This window comes from Photobacterium ganghwense, assembly GCF_003025595.1.
In the GTDB taxonomy this organism is placed as follows: Bacteria; Pseudomonadota; Gammaproteobacteria; order Enterobacterales; family Vibrionaceae; genus Photobacterium; species Photobacterium ganghwense.
Genome location: NZ_PYMI01000001.1, coordinates 736,852 through 754,334 on the forward strand (window position 1 = coordinate 736,852; position 17,483 = coordinate 754,334).

The 17,483-nt window shown below is 44.0% G+C and carries 18 protein-coding genes; 7 read left to right on the forward strand and 11 right to left on the reverse strand.

Translation table 11 applies throughout. The features are described 5' to 3' along the window. Positions 1–92: 92 nt before the first annotated feature. Complete coding sequence (gene fadR / locus C9I92_RS03185) at positions 93–944, reverse strand: fatty acid metabolism transcriptional regulator FadR (RefSeq protein ID WP_047884004.1); 852 nt, start codon at positions 942–944, stop codon at positions 93–95. 551 nt (positions 945–1,495) lie between these two features. On the opposite strand from fadR, the gene nhaB reads away from it, so the two are divergent. Both nhaB and dsbB read left to right on the forward strand, forming a co-directional pair. Next, positions 1,496–3,085: a Na(+)/H(+) antiporter NhaB gene (gene nhaB, locus C9I92_RS03190; RefSeq protein ID WP_047884003.1), complete on the forward strand. Its 1,590-nt coding sequence runs from the start codon at positions 1,496–1,498 to the stop codon at positions 3,083–3,085. A gap of 157 nt (positions 3,086–3,242) precedes the next feature. Continuing rightward, positions 3,243–3,779 (forward strand): disulfide bond formation protein DsbB, encoded by a 537-nt coding sequence (gene dsbB, locus C9I92_RS03195; protein WP_047884002.1) that lies wholly within the window; start codon positions 3,243–3,245, stop codon positions 3,777–3,779. Positions 3,780–3,915: 136 nt separating this feature from the next. Here dsbB and C9I92_RS03200 read toward each other — a convergent pair whose 3' ends face one another. Both C9I92_RS03200 and C9I92_RS03205 read right to left on the reverse strand, forming a co-directional pair. Further along, positions 3,916–4,311 carry a (deoxy)nucleoside triphosphate pyrophosphohydrolase gene (locus C9I92_RS03200; RefSeq protein WP_047884001.1) on the reverse strand — a complete coding sequence of 132 codons (396 nt, stop codon included), beginning with the start codon at positions 4,309–4,311 and terminating at the stop codon, positions 3,916–3,918. Between the two features lie 90 nt (positions 4,312–4,401). Continuing rightward, the gene (locus C9I92_RS03205; RefSeq protein WP_047884000.1) at positions 4,402–5,049 is read right to left on the reverse strand and encodes a YecA/YgfB family protein; all 648 of its coding nucleotides are present in this window, start codon (positions 5,047–5,049) and stop codon (positions 4,402–4,404) included. A 198-nt stretch (positions 5,050–5,247) separates the two neighbouring features. On the opposite strand from C9I92_RS03205, the gene C9I92_RS03210 reads away from it, so the two are divergent. Together C9I92_RS03210 and dusC are read left to right on the forward strand one after the other, a co-directional pair. After that, the gene (locus C9I92_RS03210) at positions 5,248–5,940 is read left to right on the forward strand and encodes an NAD(P)H-binding protein (protein WP_047883999.1); all 693 of its coding nucleotides are present in this window, start codon (positions 5,248–5,250) and stop codon (positions 5,938–5,940) included. Between the two features lie 75 nt (positions 5,941–6,015). Further along, positions 6,016–6,993: a tRNA dihydrouridine(16) synthase DusC gene (dusC, locus tag C9I92_RS03215; protein ID WP_047883998.1), complete on the forward strand. Its 978-nt coding sequence runs from the start codon at positions 6,016–6,018 to the stop codon at positions 6,991–6,993. 526 nt (positions 6,994–7,519) lie between these two features. Here dusC and C9I92_RS03220 read toward each other — a convergent pair. The 8 genes from C9I92_RS03220 to C9I92_RS25365 all read right to left on the reverse strand — a co-directional run bounded on the left by C9I92_RS03220 (position 7,520) and on the right by C9I92_RS25365 (position 15,026). After that, the gene (locus tag C9I92_RS03220) at positions 7,520–8,620 is read right to left on the reverse strand and encodes a lysogenic conversion protein (RefSeq protein ID WP_047887658.1); all 1,101 of its coding nucleotides are present in this window, start codon (positions 8,618–8,620) and stop codon (positions 7,520–7,522) included. Between the two features lie 360 nt (positions 8,621–8,980). Further along, complete coding sequence (locus C9I92_RS03225; RefSeq protein WP_346252992.1) at positions 8,981–9,406, reverse strand: GFA family protein; 426 nt, start codon at positions 9,404–9,406, stop codon at positions 8,981–8,983. A gap of 302 nt (positions 9,407–9,708) precedes the next feature. Continuing rightward, positions 9,709–10,143 (reverse strand): GNAT family N-acetyltransferase, encoded by a 435-nt coding sequence (locus tag C9I92_RS03230; RefSeq protein WP_047887657.1) that lies wholly within the window; start codon positions 10,141–10,143, stop codon positions 9,709–9,711. 180 nt (positions 10,144–10,323) lie between these two features. After that, positions 10,324–11,453, reverse strand: a protein-coding gene (locus tag C9I92_RS03235; RefSeq protein ID WP_107193803.1) for an IS3 family transposase whose coding sequence is annotated in 2 segments (ribosomal slippage) — positions 10,324–11,201 and positions 11,201–11,453 — 1,131 coding nt in all. Because the reading frame shifts where the segments join, the coding sequence is not laid out codon by codon here. Between the two features lie 285 nt (positions 11,454–11,738). Then, positions 11,739–12,044 (reverse strand): NadS family protein, encoded by a 306-nt coding sequence (gene nadS / locus C9I92_RS03240; RefSeq protein WP_047887867.1) that lies wholly within the window; start codon positions 12,042–12,044, stop codon positions 11,739–11,741. Between the two features lies 1 nt (position 12,045). Next, on the reverse strand, positions 12,046–12,204 hold the full coding sequence (locus tag C9I92_RS25560) for a hypothetical protein (protein ID WP_211320517.1): 159 nt from the start codon (positions 12,202–12,204) through the stop codon (positions 12,046–12,048). Positions 12,205–12,736: 532 nt separating this feature from the next. Beyond that, positions 12,737–14,761 carry a hypothetical protein gene (locus tag C9I92_RS03250; RefSeq protein WP_047887866.1) on the reverse strand — a complete coding sequence of 675 codons (2,025 nt, stop codon included), beginning with the start codon at positions 14,759–14,761 and terminating at the stop codon, positions 12,737–12,739. Positions 14,762–14,882: 121 nt separating this feature from the next. Further along, entirely contained in the window at positions 14,883–15,026 is a 144-nt protein-coding gene (locus C9I92_RS25365) for a hypothetical protein (RefSeq protein ID WP_157038335.1), read from the reverse strand. Positions 15,027–15,554: 528 nt separating this feature from the next. On the opposite strand from C9I92_RS25365, the gene C9I92_RS03260 reads away from it, so the two are divergent. The 3 genes from C9I92_RS03260 to C9I92_RS03270 all read left to right on the forward strand — a co-directional run bounded on the left by C9I92_RS03260 (position 15,555) and on the right by C9I92_RS03270 (position 17,435). Continuing rightward, a complete protein-coding gene (locus C9I92_RS03260; RefSeq protein ID WP_047887864.1) occupies positions 15,555–16,274 on the forward strand; it encodes a hypothetical protein in 720 nt (239 codons plus the stop codon). 223 nt (positions 16,275–16,497) lie between these two features. Continuing rightward, on the forward strand, positions 16,498–17,061 hold the full coding sequence (locus tag C9I92_RS03265) for a hypothetical protein (protein ID WP_146149659.1): 564 nt from the start codon (positions 16,498–16,500) through the stop codon (positions 17,059–17,061). Positions 17,062–17,201: 140 nt separating this feature from the next. Continuing rightward, a complete protein-coding gene (locus C9I92_RS03270) occupies positions 17,202–17,435 on the forward strand; it encodes a hypothetical protein (protein ID WP_047887862.1) in 234 nt (77 codons plus the stop codon). Positions 17,436–17,483 lie beyond the last annotated feature (48 nt).

A 17,483-nucleotide genomic window follows, 5' to 3' on the forward strand; every position in this document is an offset into this window, starting at 1 on the left:
GTCCATCACAGAATACCTACAAACCAATACTCATAAACAAAAAGGAGATGCTTAGCATCTCCTTTCTTTTGGCATGCGGGTGAACGAGCGGCTTACTGCTCTTCTTCCACCAGGTAACGGGCAATCTCAAGACGATTGCTGTACCAGATTGCACCGCTTTCACGACCGTATTTGCGGATACGATCAGCCACCAGCTCTGGCTGGTTCTTTTCGCAATAGCTTTGCAGATCGCGATAAAACGCCAGTGCCAGCTCGCACGCTTCACGGGACATGAAGTAGTAACCACCTACACGGGTGTAGATCTTACGCAGTCCATTGATCGTCAGGGCATACAGAATATTGCCTGACTTCGCAGCCATCCCTTGGAACAGACGGTAGTCGAAGTAGTTAAAAGCACGGGCAAGTGAAATCGCTTCACAGGTTTCAGGATCTTCCTTACCGTACTTATCGACAATTTTCTTCACTTCCTGCATGAGTTCGGCTTTATCTTCGCTGCCTTCTACGAATTCTGCAAAGCTGTTGGCTTTCAGCAACGCTTCACATTCTTCGATAACATGGCCGATCAGCTTCACGCATTCTTCATGGTTACCCTTAACGGCATAACGCATGTATACGCTGCTGATGTCGGTACGTGCCGACAGCAAATCTTCCAGCACACCCTGTACATCCTGACCATCAAGCGTGATCAGAGTGTCCAGAATACTCAGTCCGGACGTGTCCATGTAATTGTTAACCCGGGTTGGCTTACCATGCTGAATCGTCAGCCAGCCATCTCGAGCCAGGCGCTGCAATACCTCACGAAGAGTTGTCCGTGTCACACCAATCAGTTCTGACAACTCTCGTTCTGCGGGAAGGATTGAGCCTTGTGGAAAATGATTATTCCAGATACTTTCAATGATATATTTCTCAGCAAATGTTGCTGGGCTATCAGCCTTTATAACCATCCGATTAAAATTCCAGTTGCTTCTTGCTCTCTTTTTATTAACTCATCATACCACCAGTCCCTGCTGATTGCCTACCCAATTGCAAAATAAGCATTCTGAGTGCTTATTTATCAGCTGCGCATAATAAAACGAGTGATATGCAATACGGACCACATTTTGACCGGATAAATCAAGCAAAATAAGTTCCCAATTCATACTTGACCTAGCTCAACGCAACCGGAAAAATGTAAGCATATATTTCATAAATTGCAGTTAATTTTGTGTTTACACGTGTTTTTTGATGAACAATCACAATCTTCATTTTCTTCATCTGTCTGCGCTTGACTGGTTTAGATCACGCGGTAGAGTTAGCACGTTTTTACACTGGGAGCTGAAAGGATGCTGCTGCCTGCTTTAAGTTAAAAACCATACTTTTATGGTTTTTAGCTTAGAGAGTCTCACAAGAACACATAACCACAATAATAATCATGGTTTACTTGCTCTCGGACTAGAAAGGCCAGACCAGCGTACAGCTCAGTTTTTTTCATTTGCGCACTTAAGAGACTCACAACATGGCTATTTCGCTAAGGAACGCCTTTATAAAAAACTTTTTGGGAAAGGCGCCTGACTGGTACAAAGTTGCCATCATCGCTTTCCTGATCATCAACCCTATCGTTTTCAGCATTAACCCGTTTGTTGCAGGTTGGCTGCTGGTCATTGAATTCATCTTTACCCTGGCCATGGCCCTGAAGTGTTATCCGCTTCAACCTGGTGGCCTGCTAGCTATTGAGGCGGTTGCCATCGGCATGACCAGCCCGGAAATGGTCAAACATGAACTCGTTGCCAACATTGAAGTTCTGCTGCTGTTGATCTTCATGGTGGCTGGCATCTACTTCATGAAGCAATTGCTGCTTTTCATGTTCACCAAGATTCTGATCGGGATTCGCTCAAAAACACTGCTTTCACTGTCTTTCTGTGTCATGGCGGCTTTTCTTTCTGCTTTCCTTGATGCTCTGACGGTTATTGCTGTTGTCATCAGCGTCACCATCGGTTTTTACAGCATTTACCACAAGGTCGCTTCTGGTCAGGAGCCACATGCCTCTCACGACCACACCAGCGATAAGCATATTCTGGAAGTCAGCCGTGATGACCTGGAAAACTACCGCGCCTTCCTGCGCAGCCTGCTGATGCACGCAGGTGTCGGTACCGCACTGGGTGGGGTAATGACAATGGTTGGTGAACCACAGAACCTGATCATTGCTGACCAGGCTGGCTGGCTGTTTGGCGAGTTTATTCTGCGTATGGCTCCAATCACCCTACCAGTGTTCCTGTGCGGCATCCTGACCTGTGTGCTGGTCGAAAAATTCCATATCTGCGGTTATGGTGCCAAGCTACCGGAAAATGTTCGAAAAATCCTGGTAGAGTTTGATAATGAAGAGCGCAAACGCCGTACAAACCTGGACTACGCAAAACTGATTATTCAGGTCGTCATTGCGGTATGGCTGATTGTCGGTCTGGCAATGCACCTTGCTGCGGTCGGCTTGATTGGTCTGACGGTGATTATCCTTGCAACCTCATTTACCGGCATCACAGAAGAACATGCACTGGGCAAAGCGTTTGAAGAAGCTCTGCCGTTTACCGCCCTGCTGGCAGTATTCTTCTCCGTGGTTGCGGTAATTATCGACCAACAACTGTTCGCGCCGATTATCGATATGGTACTGAGCCTGGAAGGCAGCGCACAGATGACCATGTTCTATATTGCGAACGGTCTGCTGTCGATGGTTTCAGATAACGTATTCGTAGGTACGGTATACATCAACGAAGTTAAAGCCGCCCTGACCCATGGGGTAATTACCCGTGAGCAGTTTGATATGCTGGCGGTGGCAATTAATACCGGTACTAACCTGCCGTCTGTTGCCACACCAAACGGTCAGGCAGCCTTCTTGTTCGCTCTGACATCAGCTCTGGCACCGTTGATTCGTCTGTCATACGGCCGTATGGTCTACATGGCGCTGCCATATACATTGGTGCTGTCGCTGGTTGGCCTGGCTTGTATCGAGTTCACACTGGTACCGATGACCCAATGGTTCTATGACATTGGCTGGCTGACTCAGGCTACAGCAGATGCTGTTGGCCATGTTGCACCGGCAGTTGGACATTAATTGAATCTTTGACAAAGATAAAGGTCAATACATCAACCAGACGGTAAGCTAACGCCCTGTTTCCGCAGGGCGTTAAACGTGCAATCTGAGTGACCTAGCACTCAGTGGCCGAGATTACCTTACCCTCTGCGGTTTAGACTTTTATCAGGAACAATCAATGCACTTTCTATATACCTTCTCCAAAAGCCGCCTATCCTGGGCTCTACTTCTGGCTTTCGTGATTTTCTTCGAAAGCTGCGCCTTATTTTTTCAACACGTGATGAAGCTCGATCCCTGTGTAATGTGCATTTATGAACGTGTTGCAATGCTGGGGATCGGCGTGGCGGCCATTGTGGGCATGATCGCTCCTCAAAACCCGGTTGTTCGCTGGGTTGGACTGACTGGATGGGGCTACAGTGCGTATCAGGGGCTGATGCTGTCGATTGAACATGTGGGTTACCAGTTCCCGGAATTTCCGTGGTCTGCTTCCTGTGCATTGGATGTCAATTTTCCGAGCTGGGCACCGCTGAACCAGTGGGTACCCTGGATGTTTGAGGCCTCCGGTGATTGCGGCAAAATTGTCTGGCAATTCCTTGGGCTGTCAATGCCTCAGTGGCTGGAAGTCATTTTCGCGGGTAACCTGGTGGTGCTGGCGATCATCATCTTGGCCCAATTTTTCGGCAATCGTAAAAGATCCATGCTGCGCTCGCGCTAAATAGTTAATGTAAACAAAAACGCGAGATACAAAAAAGCGAGCCGGATGGGCTCGCTTTTTTTCTGCCTTATCGAACAGTTCATCTTCATCAGCTGTCAGGCCCAAACCAGCCGCAGCGAAACGTACCGAATAAGGCTTAATCGGTACCTGCCTCTAAAGCCAAAAGGGCCTCAACGATTGGGTAATCCGCCGGGCACAAAGCGTACTGCGCAATAGCATCAGCTTCCAGCCAGACAGCATCCTGGTGACTGTGCAACACAATCTCACCCGCAAGCCAGTGCGAGATGTATCCCTTAAGCAGAATCACCTTGTCACCGTAATCAAACAGACTATCCGCAAGAAACTGACCAGTCTGAGTTTCAATGGCCAGTTCCTCCATCAGCTCACGTTCTAGTGCCTGCTGAGGTGTTTCCTGAGGCTCCACTTTGCCGCCGGGAAACTCCCACAGTCCGCCTTGGCTGGCATGTGCCAATCGCTGGGTCAGCAGATAGCACCCGTCTTTTTCGATGACACCGGCAACGACAAGTATCACTGGTTTCTCTGGCTTTGATACCGGCGAAGATTGTATGGGCGAAGATAACGTTGAGGAATTCAGCGATGAACGTAATTTATCGGTCACAACTTATTGCCCGCAGCAATGCTTGAATTTCTTCCCACTACCGCACAGGCAAATATCATTACGGCCCATTTCTTTATACGGGTTCACAGCTTGTGCTGCTGCTCCCTGCTGCAATTCATCCGCCGCCATAACAACTTCGGTCAGCATCAAAGGGAACTGTGCATACAGCGCAGCTGGCTCTGGCATGCCTGTCACCCCAGCTTCGTCCATTTGTGCCAGTGTCGCTTCTTCATCAAGCATCAGCATCACCGTTGTGATCAACGCCGATAGCATTCGCATTGTGCCGTCAGACATCGTCTGCTCAGCCCAGTTAGGCTCAATAAATGGCCACACAGCGAGAAAGCCCTCGGCAAACTCAGCCATTTCAGGCGTGACACCTTTCGCCTCATCCCAGCAGACCTGCTCCGGCAGCTGAAATTCACCCGCTTTGATGTACCGGTACTGCAGCTCAAAGTGATTCAGGATACTCTGCGTTTGCTCATTGCTCAGGCTAACCGCATCATCTTCATCGACCCCACCCGTTACCAGCACCGGCAACCATACTTCAGGATCCAGTGGTTTCGGGTTGGCGTTAGCAGCCAGCAGAGCACCTTCAATAAAGGTGGCAGGCATACCTTCCCAATTGGTCGGTAAAGTTATCAGTTGTGTCATGTTTCGCATCTCTTGGTGTCGGCTAAGTCGCCAATTATATACCTGATGGTAACTCCGACACCACTTCACACCTGACGAGAGCGGCCAAATCCTGGCTCTACTTCCCCATCATCAGGAATAAGTCGACAATTTTGTTGAACTTATCACCAGTCAGTGGCAAAAATGAAGCAAGATTTCTTCTCATATCAGGCAAAGATCATGACGTTGACTAATGCCCAGGCCATTATCGCCGGAGCCAGTGGTTTGGTTGGTGATGAACTGGTCCACCTCCTGCTCAATCACGACAATATCAGTAAAGTCTACTCACTCTCGCGACGGGAGTTACCGTTGCACAGTAAAAAACTGGTGCAAATTGTGAATCCGGAACTTCGGGTCACGGAGTGGCACGACACGAATGCCCAGCCGGCTTACGGCTTCATTTGCCTGGGGACAACCAAAAAGCAGGCAGGTAGCCAGCATGCTCTGGAAGCGGTTGATCTACATCTGGTCAAAGACGTTGCCCGAACCATGAAAATCGTCGGTGTCCGCCACTTAGTCGTTATTTCCAGCCTGTTCGCCAACCCTTACTCGCCGTCGCATTACCTGCGTACCAAAGGGAAAATGGAACAGGCCCTCAGCAAAATGGGATTCGAGCACTGTATTTTTGTCCGGCCGGGCCCGCTCAAAGGTGACCGTGCCCAGCCAAGAGCCGACGAAAAACTGGTACAGGAAACACTCGCGATTATTCACCCTCTGATGTTGGGCCCATTGAAAAATCTTGAACCTATCCCTGCCGAACAGGTCGCCAGGCAAATGGTATCTTTGGCCTTTTCGGCTGCCAGACATGAACTTCCGGCCGTGTATCGTGTGTCAGGTCGGACTCTATTAGACAAGCCAGCCAATACCCTCTAAAATTTCGCCCCCTGACCCGCCTGTTGCCTTCCATTGCTAGTCAACAGGCTTCTGCCACCAGCAAAAGAGAAATCCATGCGTTTAATTTTAGGCCCGATGGAAGGTGTGGTTGATCACCTGATGCGGGAAATGCTGACTGAAATCAATGACTACGACCTATGTGTCACCGAGTTTGTGCGCGTTGTTGATCAGTTGCTGCCAAAAAGTGTGTTTTATCGTCTTTGCCCTGAGCTTCTACAGGGCGGGAAAACGACTTCCGGCACCCCGGTTCGCGTTCAGCTGCTTGGTCAGGACCCGCACTGGATGGCAGAAAATGCCTGTCAGGCAATCGAATTAGGTTCACCCGGTGTGGATATCAATTTCGGTTGTCCGGCTAAAATGGTCAATAAAAGTAAAGGCGGCGCTGCCCTTCTGCAAAATCCTCAGCTGATGTATGACATCGTTAAGGCGGTACGTGATGCTGCTGACTGCCGTAAACCGGTCACAGCAAAAGTTCGCCTGGGCTGGGACGATCCTAACCACTGCTTTGAAATTGCAGATGCGGTTGCTCAAGCTGGTGCCGATGAAATTGTGATTCATGGCCGCACTAAAACTGATGGCTACAAAGCCGAAGCCATTAAGTGGGATTACATCCGTCAGGTGAAAGACAAATTGTCGATTTCAGTGGTCGCAAACGGCGAAGTCTGGAACCATGATGACGCCCAGCGCTGCATGACAACCACCGCGGCGGACGCTCTCATGGTTTGCCGAGGCGCTATCAACCTGCCGAACCTGGGCAATGTCATCAAATACAACCACTCACACATGGAATGGGAAACGGTTCTGCAGTTACTGCTGCAATATTCGACCTACGAAATCAAAGGCGATAAAGGACTTTATTACCCTAACCGCATCAAGCAATGGTTTTCATACCTGCGTCACGAATATCCTCAGGCGAAAGAGTTGTTTGCTGATATCCGTAAACACAACAAGGCAGCCCCCATTGTTGAAACGCTCAAGCTAGCCCGAGAAACGCTTGAATCCGATTCCGGTGAATCTGGTATGGTAGCCTGACAAGCTTCAGCATAAAGCGAAAACGGTAGTATTCGCATACAACGAAACTAAAAATAAAGAAAAGCGCCCAATGGCGCTTTTCTTTATTTTTGAGGTGTGCTCAAAACTTAACGACGATTGGGATGATTGATAAGCGACAAGAATTAATTTTTGTTTTTATGAATCATGAGAGAGGCCAGCAATACCAATGGGTTCATGGCTTTCTCAACAAAAGGCCCTTTCTCTAAACAAAACCTGAGAAAATCACCCCCGAAATTCTCAACTATCCCATCAACTCAATCAAAACAAATCTCGATATTTTGGTGCTTGTCTGTGCTCTACTATACAAGAAAGTCCCATTCCTCATGGCTACTCCTTTGCATCATACAACCACAACCCCGCGTAACAAACTTTTGGACAGAAACGTTTTAGAACTGATGCTCTATAGCGTTTCAGTCAGATTAGGAAAAGTATGTTGGCTCCTTAGACGACACCATGTGGAACGAAAATACAGCGAAAAATTAACTGTTGACGCCATACTCGCTTGTTATGCTCCTATATACACCGTTTGATCGCCATTCCATTCATCACCATTACCAAGCACAAGGCTCAAAGTAACAACTGCTCTTGAATTTTTCAGTTCAATCGTTTTTAGATTGGCTGTTTTGACTTCTTTTATGAAGTTAAGAGGCGGTTTGACAAGTTTACCTTCTAATGTTGTACGAGGAACTAATGAAAGTCTAATAAACTCCAATTTAATCAACTGATTAAGTAAGGCAATATTTGATTTATATTTATTGTAATACTGAGTTATAAATGAACCTACAGTCCTATCAGCAAACCACTCTCCATATTGCGTACTTGCCGCAATACTTATACTTTGAATAGCTGTATCTACTCCTGTGACCATTTTAATATCGCCACCTTCAAAGACTATATCCCCATCTTCACCTAGCAAAAAATCTATTCCTGCATTCTCTGGCAACGAAGCAATTTCTTTGGGGGCAATACGAACCGATATCAGCTCAGAACCACCATCGAGATATTGTATATTTATTGGCCCTTCGATAACTCGCGCATCACCTTGTGACACAACAGAAATAAAATTCTGGTTACAATCAATTGAGTTATAATTGTCGGCGTAATCTCTTAACTTAGAAGAGTTACCCTCAATGAACTGCTTAACTTTAAATGTCCACTCATTCCCATCTACAGCTTCCCATGTACCTTCGAAAATTGTTTCAAAACCTAATGCAATTAATGTGCTTTTTGAACTAAATTGATAATTATCTTGTAAACTAAGCGCACGATATGCTTTTTCTTCAGCCTCTAGCTTCCACAACCTTAATGTTTCAACAGAAAACTCTTTGTAATCAGTATCAATAAATCGAGCATGAGCACGACACATCCAAATGCCATTGTCAATCGACTTCCGGTATTCTGGTGTTGTATTAGAATCATAGCGAGGACCATCTTCAGATGCGGCAACTATATGAGCAGCTTCTCCTAAATTAAGGGATTTATCATTCTCATTTTCACCCATTCGAGGGCCAATAGTAATCTTTCCGCAATTTGGAAAACTACAACGCCATGCCACACGCTCAGCCATAATTCTTTTAGTCGTTGGAGTGAAATCATCTCTTGCCATAGTATCTCCTTAAAAACATAACGCTTACTATACAGCTCTAAGCCACACTTCACAGATACATAATGCGCAGTTTCGTTTAAACCTTCAAAAATAATCAATGACTTAGTAAGCAAATAAGAAGCTAGACCGCACTGTGAGGGCATAATTTCTGGATGTGCTGAGTTCGGATAACTTTTAGTATGGAAATACACGTTCTCGAAGTGCGGAAGAGTATTTAATCTAAACGATTTTGGGGCAGAACCGAGCTAGCCATAGCAGCTAGCTTGGAAGTGGACATATACGTTTTAGTGTAATAGTCCTAAAACGTTTATATAAGATTAGAAAAAGTATCTTGAAGCCTTAAACGTTGTTATGCGTGCGTTACCTACTTAACTTTAACCAATCTCTTTCACTGGGCATCGTTTCAAATTGCGGAATACCGTCGTTAATCAACCCCACATCCCAGTTAGCGCGAGAGCCGACATAGACATGTGCAGAAACTTTTGTATCCACAGGCTCAGACAGTAAACCAGCAGGCACCCAATATGAGTCGCCGCTTGAGCTGATATTTGGGACTGGACTACCGCATTGACAACAAAACTCAGATTTAAAACCTGTACTCGTAGAGAATGACCTAATTTTATGCACACCGGAGCGCCACTTAAAACTTGAGGCCTTAACTATCAACGCTGAGTTTGATGAAGAACCTGATACTTTACGACACAACGAACAATGGCATTGATAGATCGGTGGTAATTCGTCTGACAACTCAAACGAAACTTCGCCACACAAACAGTGTCCTTTCAAAATTAATTATTCCTATTAGTCGGCTAATAGCCGTTTCTCATCCCCTTATGATGCTACCTTTTTTATGGCACATCAATTGTGAATCAATGGGTTGAAGACAAGAAAGTGAGGTCAGATTGCAAAATGACACATAATTTGACTTCTAACCTCCTTCGGATAGCTTTTGGTAGGGGAAATACGCATTAACACACATGTGCATATTCTTTTACTCTAAACCATAAAGGGGCATTTTCGTGTTTCATGCCCAAGTCGACACACCTTTGGGCATAAGTCTCTTAGCTTAAATGACTTTGTAGCATGCTCTAGACGTTGCTATTGCTCGAACTGTTGAATGAGTACATTATAACTTCATCCCTAGCAAACCAGCCTAGCCTTTCATAAAACTGTTGGGCATTCACATTGTCGTTATACACAAATAAGTGAGTTTTTGGGACACCGATTTTAGCTAGTGAACTTACTGCTTGGTCAACTAGCTCACGACCTAATTTTCGCCCTCGAAAGTTCGGTGATACTGCTAAATGTTGCAAATAACCTCTACGCCCATCAGTACCAACTAGCACTGCACCGACGATTTCGTTATTAGTTTCCGCAACAAAACTTAACTCAGGATTGCGCTTTAAATAGATTGCTATACTTTCTCTTGAGTCGGCATCTCTAATGCTCATACCTTCAGTTTGGCCCCAAAGGGCTATCACTTCGTCATAGTCTGCGATTTCCATTTCACGAATTTTTACCACTTTACTCTCCTTGCGTATAACACTTATTGGCTAGCCAAAAACCGACTTTCATCTTTTCATAATAAAACTTTTTAATATCACTTCAATGTGTAATCAATAAGTCAATGAAAGTTAACGAATGACATGGACTCCCCCTCATCAGGCTCTGCTACACTGGGTAAGTTGACCTTCCCCCAATAATTAATCCAGCACTTCTTTAGTAATGTCAGTTACGTTACTGTTTAGCCCTGAACGTGTCAGTACTGCAAATTCAGAAGGAGTTAGGTATCCAATTGATGAGTGCGGGCGACTTTCATCGTAGTCAATGCGCCAGTCACTGATCAGTTTACGAGCATGGCTCAAGTCTCTGAACAGATGCTCGTTTAAACACTCGTCCCTGAACTTGCCGTTAAAGCTTTCGATATAAGCATTCTGGGTTGGCTTACCAGCCTGTATCAGCTTCAGAATGACACCATGATCATAAGCCCATTGGTCGAGGGCTTTACCCGTAAACTCAGGCCCCTGATCTGTTCGAACAGCCTCAGGATAACCACGGAAAGCAGCAATAGCCTCAAGTATGGCGACCACCTCATCTCCAGAAATTCCTGATGCAACAGTAATATCCAGGCACTCCTTTGTGAAGTCGTCAACGATAGTGAGGCATTTTATCCTACGACCAGAACTGAGTGCATCCATGACGAAGTCCATTGACCAGGTATGGTTGGGCAGTGTGGGAAGTAAAAGTGGCTCTCGCTCGACACATAATGATTTCCTTCGCTTCCGTTTTCGAACGGTCAATCCAGACTCTCGGTATAACCGGTAAACACGCTTATGATTAACCTCTGTCCCTTCCCGCCGAAGAAGATGGTGAATACGGCGATATCCGAACCTTTTTCTCTCTAGTGCCAGTTCTTGTATGCGAGCCGACAGCTCCACATCACTCTCTTTAGATTGAGGTTGGTATCTCATCGATGCGCGATTTATACCGACGAGCAGACAGGCTTTGCGCTCCGAAATCGTGGTGACTTCCTGCATTGCATGCACAGCCTTGCGCTTGTCTCCGACGGTCAATACTTTTGGTTAAGAGCCGCTTTTAAAGCATCAACATCAAGCATGGATTCCGCCAAGAGCTTTTTGAGCTTGGCATTCTCATCTTCCAATGCTTTCAAGCGACGGGCATCGGAAACATCCATGCCCGCGTACTTTTTACGCCATAGGTAGAATGTGGCATCGGAAATATTGTGCTTGCGGCATAATTCTTTGACGGGCAGACCCGCTTCCGCTTCCTTGAGAATGGCAATGATCTGCTGTTCGTTGAATCGCTTCTTCATATTCACCTTCCTTCTTATAAGATGAACATTACTAAGTTTTAGCTGGATTAGAAAGCGGGGAGCAGGTCATTCCCTCTGTACTATTGAATACGTTGCGATGTTATTTCGGCCTATTGCCGATCTGAAGTCTGAATAGCCACCAAATCAGTAGATACGAATTATTTTAACCTCATATAGCCTTTCATACTCTACGGGAAACGGTAAAAGATCCAAGATCACAGAAAGGTTGGACGGCAGGCTATAAAAAAACACTCCCTGGCGGGAGTGTTTTTTTATGGGGTGTGGTTAGGCTTTGGCCTGGGACAGCTCTCTAATCATCTTGTTCGGGTCGTGCTCAATCATCGACAGCACCTTACGGGTTAACCCGCTAGGGTTGCGCCGCTTGTTCTCCCAGCTCGATACGGAGTCGTAAGATACACACAGCAGGTCAGCCAACTCTTGCCGCGATAGCCCAGCAGATTCACGGATGGCCTTTACATCCAGCGTGCTGTAAGTGTGAACGTGTACTGGGTTCGGGGTGCTTATACCCTGTTCAATTTCGACCATTTCCTCTGCGCTTTCCAGCAGATCAGCAAATAATTCATCTCTCATGCTACACCTCGGTATTATCCAGCTTGGCCGCGACATCTCTTAACGCTTTCTCTTGCTCACTGGTTAAGTTGTCCTGCTCATTCTTGGGATAGATCAGAGCTAGGTATAATCGGCCAGTACGGGCTGACAGGTTATAGTATATCACTCGGACTCCGCTCATTTTCCCATCCCTTTACGTGCCCAGCGAATTTTTCGAAATCCCCCAGTGTTGGCAATGGTAGCGCCTGCCTCTTGGTTATCAATCAAGTGTTCCTGCAATTCCTTAAACGAGTCATTATCCAAAAAATCAGCACGTCGATTTGCGAAACTTTTTAGTTTTATGAATGTAAACATCGTCACCCTTGAACTGTGTACATACATCAGCGTGTACATAGTACAAGTTCAAGATATTTATACATTCAGGGTTATTGGCTTTCTTCCGGAAACGACCAATACGGCGGATCTTGGGAGTTGAGCGCCCTTTCAGATAACATTTAGTAAGGCAAATGCACATTAATAGAGTGTGAACGAGTATTTACTTTAACTAATAAAGGGGCATTTCCTAGTAACGACCCATAGAGCACTGTGTCCGTCCCATAGGATCGGGAGACGGATATAGTTCTCTAGTCACCTTGATCAGCTTTAGAGTACATGTGAAAACGCCGCCTCACTGGGCAGCGTTTTCATTAGTAGTAAATTTGGGCTTGATGACTTTACTTACTCCACTGTCGTGCTTGTGACATTGTTATAGAAAGCCGCGCTCTCTCCACTTGTAGCGACATATCTTTATTTGATTTTTTAACGTAAAGAGGATGGTTGTATACACCATAGCCTCTGGCGCTAATTGAGCCTCCAACCTCTGTAAGGGGCTGAGACGCGACGAACCAAGCGTATGCAAAATCTTCATGCGGTAGAGGTTGGTGACCCAAAACTTCTGTCAAAGTATCATTCATTTTTAGATCACTATGCCCAGATGAGATAGCAAACGGTAATATGACAACCAAGGGTGTCAGAGCCAGTGTGGATACACGCAGAATTTTAGAGCGCTTAGGTTCTTCAACTCGCAATGTGCACAGCCCCAATATACGAATTGGAAGCTTTAGGAGCAACATCATAGCAAACAGAAGAGAAATGCTCATCGCGACTGCAGGAATGTAGATCATTTTGATGTACATCTCCCCTTGCTTTCTTAGGTAAGGGTCATTTGCATAAGACTCTTCAATGTTTTTAAACTTATTCATTCTGTACTGAATGATGTTGCGGTAGTTTGTTGACAAAAGTTTATCGTATTCACGGTTGTTGTAACTGAATTTGGATACAGGGACATAAAACTCACCCATGATGGCTTTATATGTATCCTTTACTTGGCGGTCTGCTAAGAATTCAGACATAGAAAGTGGCTTTGAGTAGTTATCAAAGTCAAACGGTAACTTTTCAGAAAAGACAATGTTGTCAGAGCGAACTGATTCAAAGAACTTTTGAGCAAACTCGTCATAGCTTCCACCCAAAGATTTTGTGTTTGAAAACAAGTTTTCTTGCTTTGAGTACTGGCGGATATTACCAATCACGTCTTTGAAGAACTGAGGCTTCTCGATTAGTTTCCAAATATGGGTGTAATCTGAGATAAAGTTGCTATTTAAACCACTAGCGTAAGTTTCATTCAAGTTTTTATTTAGAGGAATCCCTGTTCTGTTTAACCAATCCTGTTTTACGTATTTGTAAACGCGCTTAAAAATAACGCTCGTGTCGCGGCAGGTGTAACCGTCACTACAGAAGAAAGTTGTGTAAGGGATGCCAACGTAGACGTCGCTTTCTGTTGCCGACTGAATGCGTTTATCAAATACTTTCTGGATTTTTCCGAAACAGGCTTGTCGCTGTGAATACGGTTTATCAAGGCAGGCTTTGTGAGCAAAGTAAGTTTTGCCGCCCTTGTTTTGGTCAATTTGTTTGTACACCTCGCGCAAAAAGGCAATTTGTTCTCTGGTGAACTTGTCCATAGCAACTTGACCTTGGCGCTCAATAATTTCTGTAAGGCGAACAAAGGCAAGTGATGCTTCCAGAGATGGGGATTTCGCTAAGGCATGTACTTGCTGAGCCTTAAGGATGTACTCCATGTCGCGTGAAATATGACGAATAGCCCTAGCATGCTCTTTAGCTAAGTAGTTCATTTTCATTGAACTGATTTTCAAATACCAGTTTTCATCACCTTTTAGCTTATTAAGGATGTCGCTGTGCATCGCCAGAATAGGAAATAAGCCGAGGGTAACCTGATCTTTGATATCGTAAACAATTGGGTCACTTTTCTTGTGTTCATCACGGAATCCATTAACGAGCATCAGATCTCGGTAATTAATCGCTAGGTCGGCTTTCGCCATATCTTCAGGTGTCGATTTCATAGCGACAATGCCATCCACCAGTTTATCTTGGATGAAGTGCATTACTGGAATGGAAAGAGCAACAGTTAACACGAGGGTTAAAGCCTGTCTTAGAAAGCCTGATCTCGGTGGGATGAGTGAAAATATCAATAATCCAAGACCCACACCGCTCAAGGTTCGACCGAAGTTCTCAACTTTCTCCAATGGTTCGGGATCAACAGTGATACCTGTTGAAATCTGTAAGAGTGACCCTGATAGTGAAAACTCAAGGAATACGTAAATAAGTTCGATAAAGAAAAGTAAGAATAGTAACAAGCCAGAAAGTCGGGTGGCTGAACTTTTCTTAAACAAAAAGTTGATCATTGTTGTTCTCAAAGATTACTAGATTGCGTTTGAGTCCATGTGTTGCATGGATAAGTGTGCGTTGAAATCGTCTCCATAAAAAAGCCCCCATATTAATGGAGGCTCGTTGTTCTTCTTTTTCTTACCAGTTGTAGTGCTCTGCAAGGTATGCAATCAAATCAGTGCCCTTCAGAAGTAAGAAGGCAATGACCATCATGACGCCTAGACCAACCGCAAAGCTTTTCATTCGGTCTTTTATTGAAATGTACTCGTAATCGTCTGACATGGGTATCTCCGGTTATTTTTCTCTCAAGCCAGTTTGAGCGTTGCTTGAAATCGTTTTTTTAGAGTTGATTTACCAACCGTTTGGGTTCTCTAAGTCCATATCCCAATAGTACTTAGCGCAAGCTCTTAATTCCCAGATTGAATCTTTATCAACAGGAGTGCCGTGAGCCTTTTGACACCAACCTCTAGCAAAGAACTCAATAGTTGTAAATGTCATAGCAACTACGGCAAACAGTATAATAATCAAATTGATAAGTTTTGCGATTGGGTGTTTTTTGTTTGTTGTCATTCTTTTTATAAAAAAATCAATAATTTATATGGTTGAATTATGCAAAAAAACACCTTAATATGCAAGCTCAAAAAAACAGTAATATGTTGTTTTGTTTGATTTTATTTATATGAAAACTGCCTTGAAGTTGATTGAAGGTAGTTGCAGGACATTATATGTTCAACGTCTGCTTGAGCTTTAACCAGTTCAAAGCGTTTGGTGCCATAAGCTTAATGAAAAAATCAATAATGGAATAAAATTATGACCTTCTCTATGAGTAGAGGCGTTAGATTTGCCTTGGCGGCATTATCTATTCTTGTCCTATCTCCGATAGCTATTCAAAGCGTAATGAAAACTGAGGTAGCCAACTTAGAAAGAAAAAAGAATGCGCTGGAGTTTACGTGGAAGCTTAGGACTGATCTTCTGCACCCCTCAGATGAAAAGTATAAAGATATGAAAATCAGCGCTCATTATCATAGTCTCTTTCGTCGTAACAGCGGAATCGTAATTGACTGGGGTGAAGGTGAGAGTCTTGGGGTTGGTGAATCAATGAAAGACCGCTTAGCCAAACAGATAGAGTCAGACTCAAAAGGGATTAGTGCCTTAATGGTTTTTGCGCTCACTGCTCATTCAGCCAAGGGAGATCCTACTAACCTTAACGAGCACACATATAACAATAATTCGTATCGAATTAGCGAAATTAGGAAGTATGCTGAGTTTGCTTCACCAGAAGTTGCGATATTGCTATCAAACCCTATTGCGTTTGCCATTGCTTTAAATAATGGCGGAACCTATAAGGGCGTTAGACCATTAGACTACGTTTTTAATTCACCAAAATTAACAAGGTCTGAGAACATCCGTAAAACAATCAAGTATCACAAGAGATACCGAGAGTATTGGCTTAGTTTCATGTTTGATGACGAATTTTTCGATGCCCCTATCTATGACAGGAAAATATTTACTAATATGTCCAATAAATAAAGACTTTTATGGCAAAAAAAGATTTTGGACTGACTATGAAGGCAGGTGCCTTATCATGCATATTCTACTTTGGGTCTAGCCCTGAGAGGTGTTTAGGTTCGTTTATCAAAGGCAAGGAGTTCCCAGCAAACGTTATTTTCCTCGTTGGATGGACATGGCTTTGTGTAAACCATTAGTATCTCATGGGCTTACTAGTACTTATATTATTTGGATTGTTACTTTAATGAAAATAAATAATTTTTTTAATATTTCAGTGATCGTAATTTGCGGCTTAACTTTGTTGTCTTCAGCTTATTTAGCCTACAAGAAGCCTTGGGTTGTTCAATACCAAAAGTCGATGGGTCATTACTACACAGGGTTTGGTGTGAGTCAATCACCACCTACCCCCATTTCACTGAGGAATCCTCGCGAACGAGTATCTGGTTATATCTATTTCCTTCATCAGGCAACTATTTCTGATAGCGCTTTGTACGACATTGATCTTCAGTGCATGCAGAATCTTTCTGGAGTTGACAATGACACATTCAGTCTCGCGTTAGATTTTGTTGATACTTACTATAATTACGGTCCTAAAGGTAACCTAACTCTTGACGTCTCTGACTTTAAAAAGCGCATCGATCTACTATTCGGAACTGACTTTGCTACTAGACATCTTCTTGTGAGAGGCGGTCAAATGGAAAACCAAATTGCTCTAACAAAACTTGAGGGCGTTATCGCGGAAAAAGCTTCAATCTTAACTCTGTCAGAGTATACCAATGCATTGAGAGAATGCTATGCTACAAGTTAAAAAACATGTAACTTCCAAGTAATCTTTGAGTGAGTTTATGTCGGAAATAAAACACACTTACTGATTTAAATTGTGGCAACTATGATTTCTTATCATAGAAATAAATAACGTCATTCTATAAAAATTTAGAGGATTCTTGAATGATAAATGTATTTAAAAATGTTGTAGCAGGAGCTATTTCTTTGATTATTTCTGCCCCGTTAATGATTCTATTTGATATCTCTATTAACGGTGTCTTTAACCCTGACTACGGAAATTGGTCGCGTTCATTTCTAAAAGAAGAATTGGCGATACTAAGCTCAGTTGTATTCTTCATGTTTTCTATTTACACCTCAATGTTGAGTCATGAAAAAGTAATTAAATTAATTTCATAGTTAATACTGTTATCTTCAATACTAATGTCTATATGAATAACTAATTGT